Source organism: Streptomyces sp. NPDC059037 (genome assembly GCF_042740015.1).
In the GTDB taxonomy this organism is placed as follows: Bacteria; Actinomycetota; Actinomycetes; order Streptomycetales; family Streptomycetaceae; genus Streptomyces.
Genome location: NZ_JBHYIG010000069.1, coordinates 4501 through 22114, shown reverse-complemented (window position 1 = coordinate 22114; position 17614 = coordinate 4501). Strand labels below are relative to the sequence as shown.

The 17614-nt window shown below is 69.9% G+C and carries 14 protein-coding genes; 4 read left to right on the top strand and 10 right to left on the bottom strand.

Annotated elements, in window-relative coordinates; genetic code table 11:
- Nucleotides 1-188: 188 nt before the first annotated feature.
- From ACFWY6_RS16830 to ACFWY6_RS16820, 3 genes are all read left to right on the top strand, one after another.
- Nucleotides 189-1256 (top strand): LLM class flavin-dependent oxidoreductase, encoded by a 1068-nt coding sequence (locus ACFWY6_RS16830; RefSeq protein ID WP_384690472.1) that lies wholly within the window; start codon nt 189-191, stop codon nt 1254-1256.
- A gap of 42 nt (nt 1257-1298) precedes the next feature.
- Nucleotides 1299-3698, top strand: coding sequence for an ATP-binding cassette domain-containing protein (locus ACFWY6_RS16825; protein ID WP_384690438.1), 2400 nt, complete (start codon nt 1299-1301; stop codon nt 3696-3698).
- A gap of 199 nt (nt 3699-3897) precedes the next feature.
- Nucleotides 3898-4773, top strand: coding sequence for a family 16 glycosylhydrolase (locus ACFWY6_RS16820; RefSeq protein ID WP_384690435.1), 876 nt, complete (start codon nt 3898-3900; stop codon nt 4771-4773).
- A gap of 31 nt (nt 4774-4804) precedes the next feature.
- Here the strand turns inward: ACFWY6_RS16820 and ACFWY6_RS16815 are convergent, their stop codons facing one another.
- The 7 genes from ACFWY6_RS16815 to ACFWY6_RS16785 all read right to left on the bottom strand — a co-directional run bounded on the left by ACFWY6_RS16815 (nt 4805) and on the right by ACFWY6_RS16785 (nt 12592).
- Nucleotides 4805-5884 (bottom strand): glycosyltransferase family 2 protein, encoded by a 1080-nt coding sequence (locus ACFWY6_RS16815; RefSeq protein WP_384690432.1) that lies wholly within the window; start codon nt 5882-5884, stop codon nt 4805-4807.
- Between the two features lie 333 nt (nt 5885-6217).
- Nucleotides 6218-7012 carry an SDR family NAD(P)-dependent oxidoreductase gene (locus ACFWY6_RS16810; RefSeq protein WP_384690428.1) on the bottom strand — a complete coding sequence of 265 codons (795 nt, stop codon included), beginning with the start codon at nt 7010-7012 and terminating at the stop codon, nt 6218-6220.
- A 62-nt stretch (nt 7013-7074) separates the two neighbouring features.
- Nucleotides 7075-7491, bottom strand: a complete 417-nt coding sequence (locus ACFWY6_RS16805; RefSeq protein WP_384690425.1) for an SRPBCC family protein — start codon at nt 7489-7491, stop codon at nt 7075-7077.
- Nucleotides 7492-7628: 137 nt separating this feature from the next.
- Nucleotides 7629-9140, bottom strand: coding sequence for an acyl-CoA synthetase (locus ACFWY6_RS16800; RefSeq protein WP_384690423.1), 1512 nt, complete (start codon nt 9138-9140; stop codon nt 7629-7631).
- Nucleotides 9141-9228: 88 nt separating this feature from the next.
- The gene (locus ACFWY6_RS16795) at nt 9229-9975 is read right to left on the bottom strand and encodes a succinate dehydrogenase/fumarate reductase iron-sulfur subunit (RefSeq protein WP_266872766.1); all 747 of its coding nucleotides are present in this window, start codon (nt 9973-9975) and stop codon (nt 9229-9231) included.
- Nucleotides 9972-11921, bottom strand: coding sequence for a fumarate reductase/succinate dehydrogenase flavoprotein subunit (locus tag ACFWY6_RS16790; protein WP_384690420.1), 1950 nt, complete (start codon nt 11919-11921; stop codon nt 9972-9974). Before ACFWY6_RS16790 ends, ACFWY6_RS16795 begins: the two co-directional genes overlap by 4 nt.
- Nucleotides 11921-12592: a succinate dehydrogenase gene (locus ACFWY6_RS16785; RefSeq protein WP_360773216.1), complete on the bottom strand. Its 672-nt coding sequence runs from the start codon at nt 12590-12592 to the stop codon at nt 11921-11923. Before ACFWY6_RS16785 ends, ACFWY6_RS16790 begins: the two co-directional genes overlap by 1 nt.
- Nucleotides 12593-12724: 132 nt before the next feature.
- Between ACFWY6_RS16785 and ACFWY6_RS16780 the strand changes: the two genes are divergently transcribed.
- The gene (locus ACFWY6_RS16780) at nt 12725-13612 is read left to right on the top strand and encodes a LysR family transcriptional regulator (RefSeq protein ID WP_384690417.1); all 888 of its coding nucleotides are present in this window, start codon (nt 12725-12727) and stop codon (nt 13610-13612) included.
- A 66-nt stretch (nt 13613-13678) separates the two neighbouring features.
- Here the strand turns inward: ACFWY6_RS16780 and ACFWY6_RS16775 are convergent, their stop codons facing one another.
- From ACFWY6_RS16775 to ACFWY6_RS16765, 3 genes are read right to left on the bottom strand one after another with little or no spacing between them, the layout of a single operon-like run.
- Nucleotides 13679-14419: a VOC family protein gene (locus tag ACFWY6_RS16775; RefSeq protein ID WP_384690469.1), complete on the bottom strand. Its 741-nt coding sequence runs from the start codon at nt 14417-14419 to the stop codon at nt 13679-13681.
- 12 nt (nt 14420-14431) lie between these two features.
- The gene (locus tag ACFWY6_RS16770) at nt 14432-16567 is read right to left on the bottom strand and encodes a putative bifunctional diguanylate cyclase/phosphodiesterase (RefSeq protein ID WP_384690415.1); all 2136 of its coding nucleotides are present in this window, start codon (nt 16565-16567) and stop codon (nt 14432-14434) included.
- A complete protein-coding gene (locus ACFWY6_RS16765; RefSeq protein WP_384690413.1) occupies nt 16564-17376 on the bottom strand; it encodes an SAM-dependent methyltransferase in 813 nt (270 codons plus the stop codon). Before ACFWY6_RS16765 ends, ACFWY6_RS16770 begins: the two co-directional genes overlap by 4 nt.
- Nucleotides 17377-17614 lie beyond the last annotated feature (238 nt).

Below are 17614 nucleotides of genomic sequence, written 5' to 3'. Positions count from 1 at the left end.
TCGCCAGGGCCCCGGAGCGGTTGCAGCGACAGCTCATCGAGCTCCTCCAGCTCACCATCACGCTGAACAAGGCGCTGGACTCCGCGGAGATCAAAATCACTTTGCCCGCCCCGCAGACCTCACGGATCATTGAAACCGCAGAGGAGATCAGCCGAGAGACGGCCGAGACCGAAGCCTCCGGAGCAGCCATGCAGGACGAACAGGAACGCAGTTCCCCACGGGAACGTGACGCCCACCAGCCAGAGGGGTCTCGTGTGGAAGCAACCCGGTTCTCCGTCCTCGACCGATCCCGCACCCGTGAGGGGCACGACGGCCCCGAGGCCCTGCGCGACACCGTGCGTCTCGCCAAGGAGCTCGAAGGGCTCGGGTACCACCGTCTCTGGGTCTCCGAGCATCACGGCGTGCCGGGCGTGGCCGGTTCGGCGCCGACCGTGCTCGCGGCCGCCGTCGCGGCGGCGACGCGCACCATCCGGGTCGGCACCGGCGGCGTGATGCTGCCGAACCATCAACCGCTCATCGTCGCCGAGCAGTTCGGGGTGCTGGAAGCGCTCTTTCCCGGGCGCATCGACATGGGGCTCGGCCGCTCGGTCGGCTTCACCGACGGGGTGCGCAAGGCGCTGGGGCGGGACAAGCACAACGCCGAGGACTTCGCCGCGCAGCTCACCGAGCTCCTCGGCTGGTTCCGCGGCACGTCGGACACCGGCGCGCATGCCCGCCCCGCCGAGGGCCTGACCGTACCCCCGTTCGTCCTGGCCATCGGTGAGGGTGCCACCATCGCCGCGCAGGCCGGGCTTCCGATGGTCATCGGCGACATCCGGGGCCGCGAGAAGATGCTCCGCGGCATCGACCACTACCGATCGTCGTTCCGGCCCTCGGTGTGGTCGAGCGAGCCGTACGTCGTCGTCTCGGGCACCATCGCCGTCGCCGAGACGCCCGAAGCGGCCCGCCGCCTGCTGATACCGGAAGCCTGGTCCATGGCGTACTCGCGCACGCACGGCACCTTCCCGCCGCTGCCCCCGGCCGAGCGCGTCGAGTCACCGGCGATGACGATGACGGAGAAGGAGCGCGGGTTCTACGAGTCCGGGCTCCAGGGCCACATCCATGGCACGGAGGAGCAGGTGGCCGAGGAGCTGGAAGTACTGCTCAAGGAGAGCGGCGCGCAGGAAGTGCTGATCACGACCAGTACGTACGACCGCGATGGGCTCCTCGACTCCTACCGGCGGCTCGCCCGGGTCGCGGGTCTGGTGGCGGCCTAGAATCGTGGGGTTTGCCCCCGAGCCGCGTACGGAGTCCGCCCCATGCACAGCCCCCACGATCCGTTCGTACGTGTGCGCGGTGCGCGGGAGCACAACCTCCGCAATGTGGACGTCGCCATTCCGCGCGACGTCATCGCCGTCTTCACCGGCGTCTCCGGCTCGGGGAAGTCCTCGCTCGCCTTCGGCACGATCTACGCGGAGGCCCAGCGCCGCTACTTCGAGTCGGTCGCCCCGTACGCCCGGCGGCTGATCCACCAGGTGGGCGCGCCGCGGGTCGGTGAGATCACGGGCCTCCCGCCCGCCGTCTCGCTCCAGCAGCGCCGGGCGGCGCCCACCTCCCGCTCCTCGGTGGGCACGGTCACCAACCTCTCGAACTCGCTGCGCATGCTCTTCTCCCGCGCCGGCGACTATCCGCAGGGCGCCGAACGCCTCGACTCGGACGCCTTCTCGCCGAACACCGCCGCCGGGGCCTGCCCGGAGTGCCACGGCCTGGGCCGCGTGCACCGCACCAGTGAGCAGCTCCTCGTCCCCGACCCGTCCCTGTCGATCCGGGAGGGTGCGATCGCGGCGTGGCCCGGGGCCTGGCAGGGCAAGAACCTCCGCGACGTCCTCGACACCCTCGGCCACGACGTCGACCTGCCCTGGCGCGAACTGCCGCAGCGGGACCGGGACTGGATCCTGTTCACCGACGAGCAGCCGGTGGTGACCGTGCACCCCGTGCGGGACGCCGGCCGCATCCAACGCCCTTACCAGGGCACGTACATGAGCGCCCGGCGCTATGTGATGAAGACCTTCGCGGATTCCAAGAGCCAGACGCTGCGCACCAAGGCCGAGCGTTTCCTGGAGAGCGCCGACTGCCCGGCCTGCGGCGGCAGCAGGCTGCGTCCGGAGGCGATGGCCGTCACCTTCGCGGGTCGTACGATCGCCGATCTCGCCGCGCTGCCCCTGTCGGAACTGGCCAGGACGCTCGAAGGTGCGACGGGTTCGGAGGCGGCCCGCGTCCTGGCCGCCGACCTGCTCGCACGGATCGCCACGATCACCGAGCTCGGGCTCGGCTATCTGAGCCCGGACCGCGCGACGCCCACGCTCTCCACGGGCGAGCTGCAGCGGCTGCGGCTCGCGACGCAGCTCCGCTCCGGGCTGTTCGGCGTCGTGTACGTCCTGGACGAACCCTCGGCCGGACTGCACCCGGCGGACACGGAGTCGCTGCTCACCCTCCTCGACCGGCTCAAGGCAGCGGGCAACTCGGTCTTCGTCGTGGAGCACCACCTCGATGTCGTACGCCATGCCGACTGGCTCGTCGACGTGGGCCCGCACGCCGGTGAGCACGGCGGTGAGGTCCTGCACAGCGGGCCGGTCGCGGACCTCGCGGGTGTCGCGGAGTCCGCGACGGCCCGCTTCCTCTTCGGGCGCGAACCGGAACCGGTGCGCGAGGTACGCGCGCCCCGTGGCTGGCTGAAGGTCGGACCCGTGAGCCGCCACAACCTGCGTGAGGTGACGGCCGAGATCCCGCTCGGCACCTTCACCGCCGTCACCGGTGTCTCCGGCTCGGGCAAGTCCACGCTCATCGGCGAGATCACCGAGGAACTGGAGGGCGTGGGACGCCTGGTGTCCGTCGACCAGAAGCCGATCGGTCGCACGCCCCGCTCCAACCTCGCCACCTACACCGGCCTCTTCGACGTCGTGCGCAAGGTCTTCGCGGCCACGGACGCGGCGCGCGAGCGGGGCTATGGCGTGGGGCGCTTCTCGTTCAACGTCGCGGGTGGGCGGTGCGAGACCTGCCAGGGCGAGGGGTTCGTGAGCGTGGAACTGCTCTTCCTGCCCAGTACGTACGCGCCGTGCCCCGACTGCGGGGGCGCGCGCTACAACCCCGAGACACTCCAAGTGACCTACCAGGGACGGAACATCGCGGAGGTGCTCGACCTCACCGTCGAGTCGGCCGCGGACTTCTTCGCGGACACCCCGGCGGTCGCCCGCAGCCTGCGGACCCTGCTCGACGTGGGGCTCGGCTATCTGCGGCTCGGCCAGCCCGCCACCGAGCTGTCCGGCGGCGAGGCCCAACGCATCAAGCTGGCGGGCGAGTTGCAAGGGGCCTCCACTGTTCGACAAGTTCGGGGAAGTGTCCGGCGCGGTCACACGCTCTACCTCCTGGACGAGCCGACGACCGGACTCCACCCGGCGGACGTCGAGGTCCTGATGCGTCAGCTGCACGGTCTTGTCGAAGCGGGCCACTCGGTGGTCGTCGTCGAGCACGACATGGCGGTGGTGGCGGGCGCGGACTGGGTGATCGACCTGGGCCCCGGCGGCGGCGAAGAGGGCGGCAGGATCGTCGCGTCCGGGCCGCCGGCGGTCATGGCGGGGGCGCCGGGCAGCCGCACGGCGCCGTATCTGGCGCGGGCGTTGACGGCGGACGGTTCTGGTTGGTCCGCACCAACTCCTTGACGGCGCCTCGGAGGGTGCCTTAAATCAAGTACTGAACTAAGCGGCGGGGGCGAATCGCTCGCCGTGTTCAGTTCTCGATGGTGGTTTGTCATGCGCACGCCTTGTCGGGCGGGGCATGCGCTCCCCTCCCCTCCTCTTCCCCCCCTCCGCCTCCCCCTCCCCCTCCCCTCCCCTCCCCCCCCCCACGCGAAGCGATGTGATGACAGTGCACACCTCCACCCGGCGCCGCCGTACGGCGCTCGCGGCCGCCCTGGTCTGCGGCGCCGCCACCCTGACCGCACTCCCGGCCGGGGCGTCGGCCGAACCCGCGCCCGCGGCCGCCACGTTCACCGACGACTTCGACGGACCCGCCGGTTCGGCGGTCGACGGCGCCAAGTGGCAGATCGAGACCGGCGACAACGTCAACAACCACGAGCGGCAGTACTACACCTCCGGCAACAACAACGCCGCCCTCGACGGCCAGGGCAACCTGGTCATCACCGCCCGCAAGGAGAACCCGGGCAACTACCAGTGCTGGTACGGCACGTGTGAGTACACCTCCGCCCGCCTCAACACCGCGGGCAAGTTCACGCAGACGTACGGCCATGTCGAGGCCCGCATGAAGGTGCCGCGCGGCCAGGGCATGTGGCCCGCGTTCTGGATGCTCGGCGCGGACATCGGCGACGTGGGCTGGCCCCAGAGCGGTGAGATCGACGTGATGGAGAACGTCGGCTTCGAACCGAGCACCGTGCACGGCACCCTGCACGGCCCCGGCTACTCCGGCTCCGGCGGCATCGGCGCGGGATACACGCTGCCCGGCGGCGAGGCGTTCGCGGACAAGTTCCACACCTTCGCGGTGGACTGGTCACCCGACAAGGTCACTTGGTCCGTGGACGGCAACGTCTACCAGACCCGCACCCCGGCCGACCTGGGCGGCAAGCAGTGGGTGTTCGACAAGCCCTTCTTCCTGATCCTGAACCTCGCGGTCGGCGGCTACTGGCCCGGCGACCCGGACGGCAGCACCACCTTCCCGCAGCAGCTCGTCGTCGACTACGTCCACGTGACCACCAACGACGGTGCGGCGCCCGGGAGTTGAGCAAGCCTTCACGCTCCCGGGCGCCACCACGTCACCGGGCGGCCGGTATGGCGGGGCGCCCCTTCTCGTACACGGTGAGTCCCTTGGACAGCCGCAGCGGGACGAGGACCAGCTCGACGATCAGCGCCTTCCACGCGTAGCAGACGTTGACCGCCTTGGTGGCGTAGACGCACGGGATGTTCAGCAGGACCCCCGCCACGGGCAGCCGCCGCCGGCGGGCCGCGTAGATCAGGGGTGGCGCGGTGAGCAGTATCTCGGCCGCCGCCCACCACCCGAACGACTCGCTCAGCGACTGGCTCGTCGTGGCCGCGAGCAGGAACGGTGTGGCCCACCACAGGGGTGCCGTGACGATCTCGAGGAGCGCCAGCAGGATCCAGAGTGCGAGCATCGGTTTCGCGGTGAGCATCCGGCCCAGGTGCAGCCGCACGTTCTGACAGAAGCCCGCCATCCACCGCCACACCTGTTTGCGCAGATAGGTGAGCGTCTCGGGGTCGGCGGCCCAGGCGACGGCGTCGCTGACGTACAGGGCGCGCCGGCCCGCGATCTGCTGGGACCAGGTGTAGTCCATGTCCTCGACGATGGTGCGTTCCGGAAAGCCGCCGAAGGCGAGCAGGTCCGCGCGGCGGAACACCGAGCAGCATCCGGAGCAGACCATGGGGCTGCCCGCGGCGTGCTGGATGGGCCGGTGCCAGTGGAAGCCGAAGAGGTACTCCACGGACCGGCCCCGCTCCCAGACCGTTCTGGTGTGCCGTGTCTGGACGTTGCCCGCCGCGACGGTCACCTCCGGGTCGTCGAAGGCGGGCAGTATCCGCTCGATGTAGTCGGGCGCGAGCACCGTGTCCGCGTCGACGGCGAGCACCAACTCCGTGTCGCAGTAAGGCAGTGCGTGGTTCTGCGCCTTGGCCTTGCTGCCCAGATTGTGCGGCGGCCTGATCACCGTCACGCCGTGGGCGGCGGCCACGTCTCCCGTGCGGTCGTCCGAGCCGTCATCGACGACGATGACGTGGTCGGGCGGTGCCGTCTGCCGTGCCAGCGAGTCCAGCGTGGCCGGGAGGCCCGCTTCCTCGTTGTGCGCGGGCACGATCACTGTGATGCCATACCGGTTCCGCATGTCGCACTCCCCCGAGTTTGCGCACCGTGCTCCCCATGAGCACGGCCAGTCCGACCACGCCGTAGACCAGCGTGCTGATGCCGATGAACGGCAGTCCCCCGTGCATCCGCTTTCCCCCGTCCTCTCCTGTCCTGCCTTCTCCTTGTCCTGCCTTCTCCTGTCCTGGCTTTCCTGTCCGGCCTTTTCCTGTCCTTCCGTTGACGATCACGCTAGACCAAACGGCGCAGAACATCCGGAACGGGGGATTCCTGTGGATAACTCGGGGGCGCGATGCGCGAGTCGGGGGGGGGGGGGGGGAGGTGGCGGAGATGGCGGAGATGGCGGAGGTGGCGGCTACGGAACGATGGAGTCGACGTAACCCCCGTCGACCCGCAGCGCGCCGCCGGTCGTCGCGGAGGCGAGCGGCGAACTGAGGTAGACGACCATGTGGGCGATCTCCTCCGGTTCGATGAGCCGCTGGATCAGTGACTGCGGGCGGTGCTTGACCATGAACTCCCGCTGCGCCTCGTCCCAGGGCAGGGCGGGGTCGACCAGTTCGTACACGAAGTCCTCCACGCCGCCGGTGTGCGTGGGGCCCGCGATCACGGAGTTGACGGTCACGCCCGACCCGGCGGCCTCCTTCGCGAAGCCTCGGGATACGGCAAGGAGCGCGGTCTTCGACGTGCCGTAGTGGATCATCTCGGCGGGCGTGACGAGCGCCGAGTCGCTGGCGATGTTCTGGATCCGGCCCCAGGAGCGGTCCTTCATGCCCGGCAGGTAGTGGCGGATCATCCGGACCGCGGTCAGCACGTTCACCTCGAAGTAGCGGCGCCATTCGTCGTCGCTGATGTCGAGGGCCGGTGCGGCGCCGAAGACACCGAGGTTGTTGATGAGGATGTCCGCCTGGGGCACGGCGTCGAAGACCTGACGGGCGCCTTCGTCGGTGGAGATGTCGCCGGGGGCCCGGAGGAATGCGGCTCCGCCGTGCTCGTCCTTCAGACGCTCCACGGCCTTGTCGACGGATGCCGCGGACCGCCCGTTCACCGCGACCCGCGCGCCCGCCCGGGCCAGGCCGGTCGCGATGGCCGCCCCGATTCCCTGGGTGGAGCCGGTGACGAGGGCGGTCTTGCCGGAGAGATCGACGAGCATGCTGCGTACCTCCTGCTGGGGTCTGACGGATGGCCCCCCGGGTCCCGGGATCAGTAGATCACTCAGGCTGCGAGGCTCTGCTTCAGCGCCGCGAGTCCGTCGCTGAAGATGCCGTGGAACAGCGCGACGACCTCGTCGTCGCCGACACCCACCGGTGTGAAGACGCCGGACCACTCCACACGGGAGGCGTCCTGGCCGGGCATCTCGTGCACCTTGAGGGTCGCCACGTAGTCGGTGGCGGGGAAGGGGGCCTTGAGGATGGAGTAGCTGTACGTGCGCGCCTCTTCGTCGAAGGTCAGCAGCCGTTCGACGATGACGTCGCCGTCCCCGCTCGTGAGGGTGCGTACGCGGCCGCCCTCACTGGACTCGCTGGAAGGGATGAAGGGCAGCCAGTCGGGCAGCGCGTCGAAGCCGCCGATGAGCTGCCAGACGCGGTCGGCCGGTGCGGGGATCTCGATCGACGCGGTGGTGGAAGCCACGGGATTCTCCTTGATGAGTACGGGGATGGGTGCGGGGATGGGTACAGGGATGAGTACGGGGATGAGTACGGGTGTGCGCGCCATCATGAACCCGCACGATGCCGAGACGGTCGATCTTCAGCCGCTTCCGCGCGCCGTCAGTCCCAATACGCCTTCCGCAGCCGCGACTTGGCCAGTTTCCCGGTGGGCGTCCTGGGCAGCGAGTCGGCGAAGTCCACGGAGCGCGGCGCCTTGTAGTGGGCGATGCGCTCCCGCACGAACTCGATCAGCTCACGCTCCAGGTCCGGCCCCGGTGCCGCCCCGTCGGCCGGCTGCACCACCGCCTTGACCGCCTCGCCCATCTCCGCGTCCGGCACCCCGATCACCGCGACGTCCGCGACCGCCGGATGCAGCACGAGGCAGTCCTCGGCCTCCTGCGGATAGACGTTCACACCCCCGGAGATGATCATGAACGCCCTGCGGTCGGTGAGGAACAGATAGCCGTCTTCGTCGACGTGCCCGATGTCCCCCGTGGTGGTCCAGTTGAGGTGCACCGGGTGCTGGGCCTCGCGGGTCCTGCCCTCGTCGTTGTGGTAGCGGAAGGGCAGGTCGTCGCGCTCGAAGTAGACGATTCCGGTCTCGCCGACCGGCAGTTGCACCCCCGCGTCGTCGCAGATCCGCAGCCCGCCGAGGAAGCCGTCCCGGCCCACCGAGCCGGGCTTGCGCAGCCACTCCTCGGGCGAGATGAACGTGATGCCGTTGCCCTCCGTCGAGGAGTAGTACTCGTACAGGACCGGCCCCCACCACTCCAGCATCCGCCGCTTGACCTCGACGGGGCAGGGCGCGGCCGCGTGGATGGCGGTCTTCATCGATGACAGGTCGTAGCGCTCGCGCACCGGCGCGGGCAGCTTCAGCATCCGTACGAACATCGTCGGCACCCACTGGCTGTGCGTGACCCGGTGCCGCTGCACGGCCGCGAGGGCGCCCTCCGCGTCGAAGGCGTCCATCAGGACGACCGTGCCGCCGAGCGCGGTGACGACCCCGCAGAACCGCAGCGGCGCCGCGTGGTAGATCGGTGCGGGGCTGAGATAGACGGTGTCCTCGCCGAAGCCGTACATCGCCTGGAAGATGAGCGTGTACGTACTGGGCTCCTCGCGCACATCGCCCTCGGGCAGCGCGGGTTCGATGCCCTTGGGGCGGCCGGTGGTGCCGGAGGAGTAGAGCATGTCGGTGCCGCGCGGCTGGTGCGCGGGCGGCTCGGCGGACGCGGCCTCCAGGGCCTTCTCGTACGTTCCGTCGTCGAGGCCGAGCACGATCGCCGGGCCGCCTGCCAACTCCAGGACACTCGCGCCGAGTTCGGCGAGCGAGCCGGAGACGATCAGCGCCTTCGCCCCGCAGTCCCGGACGATATAGGCGGCCTCGTCGGCCGTGAGGTGGTGATTGACGGCGGTGAGATAGAGGCCCGAGCGCAGGGCGGCCCAGTAGACCTCCAGGGCGCGCGGGTCGTTGTCGCACAGCAGGGCGAAGTGGTCGCCCCGACGCAAGCCTGCGGCCCGCAGATGATCCGCGAGCCGCAGGGAGCGTTCTTCGAGTTGTCCGTAGCTGAGGGTCCGTGTGCCGTCGGCGGTGACGACGGCCGGCCTGGCAGGGTCGTACGCTCCCGGATACATGCCGCGAAGGTACGCGCCCCGCAGGGGCGCGGGGAACTGCGCGACAAGCCACAACGGACCCGCAGATCCCAACGGCCCCACAGAATGACTAGCGGCTGACCTTCCGAGTGGCCCGCAGCCACTCCTTGTTCATCGCCGCGATGGAAGGCAACGGGATCCCCTTGGGACAAGCGGTGGCGCACTCGCCGGTCAACGTGCAGCCACCGAAGCCCTCTTCGTCCATCTGCGCCACCATGTCAAGCACGCGCGTCTCGCGCTCCGGAGCGCCCTGTGGCAGGACATTGAGGTGGTTCACCTTGGCCGAAGTGAACAGCATCGCCGAGCCGTTGGGGCAGGCGGCGACACAGGCGCCGCACCCGATGCACTCCGCGTGCTCGAAGGCGAAGTCCGCGTCCGGCTTCGGCACGGGCGCGGCATGCGCCTCGGGGGCCGCGCCGGTCGGGGCGCTGATGTAGCCGCCGGACTGGATGATGCGGTCGAAGGACGAGCGGTCCACCACCAGGTCCTTGACGACCGGGAAGGCCGCGGCGCGCCACGGCTCGATGTCGATCGTGTCGCCGTCCTTGAAGGACCGCATGTGCAACTGGCAGGTGGTGGTGCGCTCCGGGCCGTGCGCGTCGCCGTTGATGACGAGCGAGCACGCGCCGCAGATGCCCTCACGGCAGTCGTGGTCGAAGGCGACGGGGTCGTCGCCCTTGACGATGAGCTCTTCGTTGAGGGTGTCGAGCATCTCCAGGAAGGACATGTCGGAGGAGATGCCATCCACTTCGTACGTGGACATGGCGCCGTCGGCGTCGGCGTTCTGCTGGCGCCAGACGCGCAGGGTGAGCTTCATGCGTAGCTCCGCTGAGTGGGGTGGACGTACTCGAAGACGAGGTCTTCTTTATGAAGGACGGGGGCATCGCCGGTGGCGGTGAACTCCCAGGCGGCCGCGTACGAGAACTCCTCGTCCACGCGGGCCGCCTCGCCGTCCGGGGTCTGGGACTCCTCGCGGAAGTGGCCGCCGCAGGACTCGGCGCGGTGCAGGGCGTCGAGGCACATCAGCTCGGCGAGCTCGATGTAGTCGACGATGCGGTTCGCCTTCTCCAGGGACTGGTTGAACTCCTCGCCGGTGCCGGGGACCTTGATGCGGCGCCAGAACTCCTCGCGGATCTGCGGGATCCGCTCCAGGGCCTTGCGCAGACCCGTCTCCGTACGCGCCATGCCGCAGAACTCCCACATGAGCTCGCCGAGTTCGCGGTGGAAGGAGTCGGGCGTACGGTCGCCGTCGACCGCGAGGAGCCTGGCCAGCCGGTCCTCGGTCTCGGTCAATACCTCGCGTACGACGGGGTGTTCGTCGGTGACGTCGTCGTGGTGCGGGTTGCGTGCGAGGTAGTCGTTGATCGTCGACGGCAGGACGAAGTAGCCGTCGGCGAGGCCCTGCATCAGGGCCGACGCGCCGAGCCGGTTCGCTCCGTGGTCGGAGAAGTTGGCCTCGCCGACCGCGAACAGGCCGGGGACGGTGGTCTGCAGGTCGTAGTCGACCCACAGCCCGCCCATCGTGTAGTGCACGGCGGGGTAGATCCGCATCGGCGTCTCGTACGGGTTCTCCGCGGTGATCCGCGCGTACATGTCGAAGAGGTTGCCGTACTTCTCCTCGACCTTCTTCTTGCCCATGCGCTGGATGGCGTCCGCGAAGTCGAGGTAGACGCCCTGTCCGCCGGGGCCGACGCCACGGCCCTCGTCGCAGACGTTCTTGGCGGCGCGCGATGCGATGTCGCGGGGCACCAGGTTGCCGAAGGACGGGTAGATGCGCTCCAGGTAGTAGTCGCGCTCGTCCTCGGGGATCTTGTTGGCGGGGCGGTCGTCGCCCTTGGCCTTCGGCACCCAGATCCGGCCGTCGTTGCGCAGCGACTCACTCATCAGCGTCAGCTTGGACTGGTGGTCGCCGGTGCGCGGGATGCAGGTGGGGTGGATCTGTGTGAAGCACGGGTTGGCGAAGTACGCGCCGCGCCGATGCGCCCGCCATACGGCCGTGGCGTTGGAGTTCATGGCGTTCGTCGACAGGTAGAAGACGTTGCCGTAGCCGCCGGAGGCCAGGACCACCGCGTCGGCGAAGTACGTCTCGATCCTGCCGGTGATCAGATCGCGGGCGACGATGCCGCGGGCCCGCCCGTCGACGACGATGACGTCCAGCATCTCCGTGCGCGGGTGCATCTCGACATTGCCCGCGGCGATCTGCCGGGACAGCGCCTGGTACGCCCCGAGGAGCAACTGCTGCCCGGTCTGGCCGCGCGCGTAGAACGTCCTGGAGACCTGTACGCCGCCGAAGGAGCGGGTGTCGAGCAGACCGCCGTACTCGCGGGCGAACGGCACGCCCTGCGCGACGCACTGGTCGATGATCTCGACGGAGATCTGCGCGAGCCGGTGCACATTGGACTCACGGGCGCGGAAGTCGCCGCCCTTGACGGTGTCGTAGAAGAGGCGGTGTACGGAGTCGCCGTCGTTGCGGTAGTTCTTGGCGGCGTTGATGCCGCCCTGCGCGGCGATCGAGTGGGCGCGGCGCGGGGAGTCCTGGTAGCAGAACTGGACGACGTGATAGCCCTGTTCGGCGAGCGTGGCGCCGGCGGAGCCGCCCGCGAGGCCGGTGCCGACGACGATCACGGTGTGCTTGCGCCGGTTGGCCGGGTTGACCAGTTTGGCCTCGAAGCGGCGGGTGTCCCAGCGCTCGGCGACCGGTCCCGAGGGGGCCTTGGTGTCGACGACCGGCTCACCGGTCACGTACTCGGCGTACGAATTCATCAGCTCACCACTCCGGTCATGACGGCCACGGGTACGACGACGAAGCCCGCCGTCAGGAACAGCGCGAGGCCATTGGCGATGATCTTGAGGGCGCGGTCGCGGGTCGCCTTGCCCGCGCCGAGCGTCTGCGCGGCGCTCCAGAGCCCGTGGCGGACGTGGAAGCCGAGGGCGACCACCGCGACGATGTAGATGACGTTGCCGTACCAGGTCGAGAAGGTGTCGATGATGTTCTGGTACGGGTGCAGGTGTTCATAGCCGCCCGGGTGCACGGTGCCGGTCGTCAGGTCGAGGATGTGCCAGACGATGAACAGGGCGAGGATGATCCCGCCCCAGCGCATGGTGCGCGTCGCGAAGCTCGAACCAGCCTTCTTGTGCACGTACTTGGTGGGGCGCGCCTTGATGTCGCGGCGGCTCAGCTGGTACGCGGAGACGGCGTGCGCGACCACGGCGACGACGAGCACGACGCGGACCAGCCAGAGCGTCCACTCGTAGTGCATGAAGGGCTCGCCGACCGTGCGCAGCCAGTGGGCGTAGTGGTTGATCTCCTCCGGACCGAAGAAGATCTTCAGGTTTCCGATCATGTGCACGACCAGGTAGAGCAGCATGATCAGGCCGCTCACCGCCATCACCGTCTTCTTGCCGACGGATGAGTCCCAGATCGTGCGCGTCATCGACGGCCGTCGGTCCGTCCGCGTTGCCAGAGCCATGACGCAGACGCTAAGGCCGAAGGTCCCGATCGGTCCAAGAGATGGTTCGGCTCATCTCCATAGCGATTGGCTATCATCGGCCGTACCCTGCCGTATATGCAGTTCCAGCAGCTTCTCTACTTCGTCGCCGTCGCCGAGACCAGGCACTTCACCCGGGCCGCCGAGCAGGTGCACGTCTCGCAGCCGTCCCTCTCCCAGCAGGTCCGCGCCCTGGAGAAGGAACTGGGCGCCGAGCTCTTCAGCAGGGCACGGGGCAACATCGCCCTGACCGACGCCGGCGAGGCGCTGCTTCCGCTGGCCCGCCGGATCCTCGCGGACGCCGACACCGCGCGGATCGAGGTGCAGGAGCTGGCGCAGCTGCGGCGCGGCCGGATCCGCCTCGGCGCCACGCCCAGCGTCTGCACCGGACTCCTGCCCGAGGTGCTGCGCGCCTTCCACGACCGGCATCCCGGCATCCAGCTCCTCCTGGAGGAGGGCGGCTCCCACGACCTCGTACGCGAACTGGCGCGCGGCGCCTTGGACCTGGCCCTGGTCGTCCTTCCGCTGCCGAGCCCGTCCCCTGCCCTGACGACCGTGGAGCTGCTGCGGGAGGACCTTGTCGTGGTGTCGTCGCCGGATGCCCCCGGCCTCGGCAAGACGGTGCGGGTCGCGGATCTGGAGCGGCATCGCCTGGTGATGTTCCGGCATGGGTATGACCTGCGGGAGCTGACAGTCGCCGCCTGCCGGGCCGAGGGCTTCGAACCGGACTTCGCCGTCGAGGGCGGCGAGATGGACGCCGTGCTGGGCTTTGTGCAGGCGGGGCTCGGGGTGGCCGTCGTGCCGCGGATGGTGGCGGAGCGGGCCGGGCGCGGGTTGCGGATGACGCCGCTTGCCCGGCCTGGCCTGCACCGTACGATCGCGCTGGCTCACCGGAGTGACGTGGCGCCGCCGCGGGCTGCGCGGGAGCTTCAGCGGATGCTTTTGGCTCCGCCGGGGGTGCAGTGATGTACGTACCTGCGGGTCCGGTGGGGGCTTGTCGCGCAGTTCCCCGCGCCCCTTACGGGGCGCGGCTCAAAGGGCGCTGAGGCTGCCCGTCTCCGGGTTCCTGATCGTCAAGCAGTACGTCCCGCCCGCCGGATCCCGCATCACGGTCCAGTGCGGGCCTCGCGACACCGCTTCGGCGCCCTGCTTCTCGTGGCGGGCGCGGGTCGCTTCGAGGTCGGAGCAGGAGAAGTCCAGGTGCGCGCCCGCGGGACCGTCCGCGTCGAGGCGCTGCAGCAGGATCCGGATCGGCAGGCTCGCGGGCGACTTGACGAGGTGGAACTCCGGGCGTGAACCGGGGCCCGACGACCACCCGGTGAAGGCGGGCCAGAACGTCTTCTCCGCCTCCCATGCCCCCGGCGGGACATCGAGGCACACCTGGTCGAGGCGGCTCGTGGAACCGTCCGGGGCGGCCAGTGGTGCGGGGCGGACCCGCTCGGCCTGCCACGGCACCAGGCAGAACAGCTGCCCGCCCGGGGAACGCAGGACCTCCAGGCCGTCCTCCGCGAAGACGGGGGTGGCCCCCAGCCCACGGGCGGCGCTCGCCGCGGCGGCCACGTCGTCCACCGCGAAGTCGAGATGCGCGCCGCCGGAGCCACCGACCGCCTGCGCCTTCACGTACGCATCGCCCTGCTCGGGCAGCAGCGTCACGAACTGGTCTTCCTCGCCGCGGAACGCGGAGAGCCGCGTCCCTGTGACCTCCGTCCAGAACGCGCAGGCCCGAGCGAACCGCGCCGCGGGCCGGTCGACGAAGGCGTACACCCAGTGGATCGCCGTGCTGCCTCAGCTCGTCGCGTCCGCGAGGGCCAGCTCGTGCAGCCGGTCCGGCGGTCCCGGCCGGGCGTAGTACCAGCCCTGCGCCGTGTCACAGCCCAGCTCGCGCAACTGGTCCGCCTGCGCGCCCGTCTCGACGCCCTCGACCGTCACCGCGAGGTCCAGGCTGTGGGCGAGCGACACGATCCCCTCGACGATCTTCAGGTCGACGGGGTCGGCCGGGAAGTGCTGCATGCCCTGGGTGAAGGAACGGTCCAGCTTGAGGATGCTCACCGGCAGGCGGCGCAGATTGGCGAGGTTGGAGTAGCCCGTGCCGAAGTCGTCGAGCGCGATGTCCACGCCCATCTCGGCGAGCCGCCGCAGCGGCTTGAGCAGGTCGTCGTCGGCTCCGATCAGCGCGGACTCGGTGACCTCCAGGCACAGCGCGCCCGGTTCGAGCCCGGCGCGCTCCAGGATCTCCACCGTGTCCGAGACCAGACCGGGGTGGGTCAACTGCATGGGCGACAGGTTCACGTTGACGCGCAGCGGCCCGGCATCGGAGTGCCGCGCCTCCCAGGTGCGGGCCTGGCGGACCGACTCCTCCAGGACCCAGCGGCCGAGCGGCACGATCAGACCCGTGTGCTCGGCGAGCGGGATGAACCGGTCCGGGCCGATGACGCCGTGCTGCGGGTGCAGCCACCGCACAAGCGCCTCGGCGCCGCGCACACTGCCGTCGCCGAGGTGGACGAGCGGCTGGTACTCGATGAAGAACTCGCCCCGCTCCAGGGCCGCGGGCAGCGCGGTGGTCAGGCCGTGCCGGGTGATCGCGCGGGCGTCGGCCTCCGGGTCGGCGAGCTCGAAGCGGTTGCCGCCCGCCGACTTGGCGCGGTACATCGTGATGTCGGCGCTGCGCAGCACCTCCGCGGCGCCCCGCTCGCCCGCCGGGCCCTCCACTATGCCGATGCTGCCGCGCACGGTCAGCTCGCGGCCCTCGACGCGGATCGGCGTGGACAGCGCGTGCATGATGCGCCCGGCGAGCTCATCGACCTCGGCCTCCGTGTCGCGGCCCGTGGTCAGCGCCACGAACTCGTCGCCGCCGAGGCGCGCGACCATCTCGCCGGGCGCGGTGGCGCAGGACTGCAGCCGGTCGGCGACCTCCACCAGGAGCCGGTCGCCCGCCGCGTGGCCCAGGCTGTCGTTGACGGTCTTGAAGCCGTCGAGGTCGAGATAGCAGAGCCCGAAGCGGGCGCCGTCGCCCGCGGCAAGAGCCTTCTCCAGGCGTTCGAAGAACAGCGTCCGGTTCGGCAGGCCGGTGAGCGCGTCGTGCGTCGCCTCGTAGCGCAGGCGCAGATTGAGCAGCCGGCGCTCGGTGGTGTCCTCCATCAACGCCAGCTGGTACTGCGGCACTCCGTCCGCGTCCCGCAGCAGCGAGACGGTCAGATTGGTCCACAGGACCGTGCCGTCGGGCCGGTAGAAGGCCTTCTCCACGCGGTAGTGCTCGCGCTCACCGCGCACCAGCTCGTCGTAGAGCTTCCATACGTGCGGGGAGTCGTCGGGGTGCGTCCACTCCGCCACGTTGCGTCCGCGCAGCTGGTTCTCCAGGCCGCCGAACATCCGGATCAGGGCGTCGTTCACCTCCAGGACCGTGCCCGAGAGGTCGGCGATGCCGATGCCGATCGCCGCGCCGTGGAACACCGCGCGGAAGCGGGCCTCGCTCGCGTGCAGGGCCTCGGCGACGACGCTGCGCGCGTTCAGGGCGGCCCGGGATATCGCCTCCTGCTCGGAGAGGGTGCGCTCGCGCAGCGCCGCGGCGAACCCCGCGGCGACGGCGTGCTGCAGCCGTGCGGAACGGGCCCGCAGCTCCTCCTGCCGGCCTTCCTCGCCGCAGTACAGGACCAGGTACGCGTCCACGCAGTCCAGGGTGCGGCTCAGCGCCTCCGGATCGGTGCAGTGCGTGCCGATCAGCGCGGCGCCGACCGCCTGCCCCTCGCCGGAGTCGAAGACCCGCTCAAGGAGCGCGTCACGCAACCGCCGGGCCAGCGGCACCAGTTGGAGCTCGAACTCGGGCCGGGTGAGCGATGTGGCGGTCACCGGGAAGATCGCCCGGCTCCAGATCGTCGCGAACCTGCGCACTCTGTCCTCGGGGCCGTCCGCTTCCCCGCTCATGCCCTGCGCCCCACGCCGGCGAACCCGGAGAAGGCGTACGGATCCTCCTCCTCGGGCGAGGTGTCGGGCCGCCAGTGCGGCATCGGCACGAGGCCGGGTTCCACCATGTCGTATCCCTCGAAGAACCGCGCGATCTCTTCGCGCGAGCGCATGATCAGTGGATTGCGGATGTCCTTGTATACGCCGACGGTCTGACCGGCCTGCTCGGCGGGGATCGGTATCCCTTCGTACGAGGCGTGCGTGAGGACGATCACGCTGCCGGGCGCGAGTGCGTCCCGCAGTTCGGCGACCGCTGTGTAGGGATCGTACGCGTCCTCCACGAAGTGCAGGATGGCGACGAGGAGAAGGGCCACCGGACGCTCCAGGTCAAGGAGTCCCTTCACCTCCGAACTGCCCAGAATGTCGCGTGGTTTGCGCAGATCCGCGGCGACGATCCCCGCCCCGTCGTTGCCTTCGAGCACGGCCCGGCTGTGCGCGACGGCCACCGGGTCGTGGTCGACGTACACCACGCGGGCGTCCGGGTCGGCCTGCTGTGCGACCTCGTGGACGTTGCCGAACGTGGGGATCCCGGAGCCGATGTCCAGGAACTGGCTGATGCCCTCGTCCACGGCGAAACGCACGGCTCGCCGCATGAAGGCACGATTCGCCTGCATGATCTTGGGCAGGCCCGGCATGAACTCCATCGCCCTGCGGGCGGCGTCCCGGTCTACCTCGAAGTTGTGCGAACCGCCCAGGTAGTAGTCGTAGATGCGGGACACGCTGGGCATCGTGATGTCGATGCCCTGCGGGGCCCAGGCGGGACGCTCCATCAGGACTCCAAGGCGTAGGCGAGGCGAGCCGGTGTTCGAAGGTGAGGCTACTGATCGTCCGCCAAGGGAGCGAGTCAAAACGGAAATTGGTCGTCCGTTCTCGGTCACTGCCTGCGGCAAGTGCCGAATATCAACCCAAAGAACCGGGGCCGTGCACCCCCCCGCGCGGGGCTGGAAAAGGACCGGGGCACCGACGCGCCCACCTCAGGAGAATACCCCCACAGTTTGGGGCGATAGG

Coding starts and splice junctions, on each gene's coding strand:
- ACFWY6_RS16780 (WP_384690417.1), top strand. CDS start 12,725: ATGCAGTTCCAGCAGCTTCTCTACTTCGTCGCCGTCGCCGAGACCAGG.
- ACFWY6_RS16770 (WP_384690415.1), bottom strand. CDS start 16,567: ATGAGCGGGGAAGCGGACGGCCCCGAGGACAGAGTGCGCAGGTTCGCG.
- ACFWY6_RS16800 (WP_384690423.1), bottom strand. CDS start 9,140: ATGTATCCGGGAGCGTACGACCCTGCCAGGCCGGCCGTCGTCACCGCC.
- ACFWY6_RS16795 (WP_266872766.1), bottom strand. CDS start 9,975: ATGAAGCTCACCCTGCGCGTCTGGCGCCAGCAGAACGCCGACGCCGAC.
- ACFWY6_RS16815 (WP_384690432.1), bottom strand. CDS start 5,884: ATGCGGAACCGGTATGGCATCACAGTGATCGTGCCCGCGCACAACGAG.
- ACFWY6_RS16830 (WP_384690472.1), top strand. CDS start 189: ATGCAGGACGAACAGGAACGCAGTTCCCCACGGGAACGTGACGCCCAC.
- ACFWY6_RS16825 (WP_384690438.1), top strand. CDS start 1,299: ATGCACAGCCCCCACGATCCGTTCGTACGTGTGCGCGGTGCGCGGGAG.
- ACFWY6_RS16810 (WP_384690428.1), bottom strand. CDS start 7,012: ATGCTCGTCGATCTCTCCGGCAAGACCGCCCTCGTCACCGGCTCCACC.
- ACFWY6_RS16820 (WP_384690435.1), top strand. CDS start 3,898: ATGACAGTGCACACCTCCACCCGGCGCCGCCGTACGGCGCTCGCGGCC.
- ACFWY6_RS16785 (WP_360773216.1), bottom strand. CDS start 12,592: ATGACGCGCACGATCTGGGACTCATCCGTCGGCAAGAAGACGGTGATG.
- ACFWY6_RS16790 (WP_384690420.1), bottom strand. CDS start 11,921: ATGAATTCGTACGCCGAGTACGTGACCGGTGAGCCGGTCGTCGACACC.
- ACFWY6_RS16765 (WP_384690413.1), bottom strand. CDS start 17,376: ATGGAGCGTCCCGCCTGGGCCCCGCAGGGCATCGACATCACGATGCCC.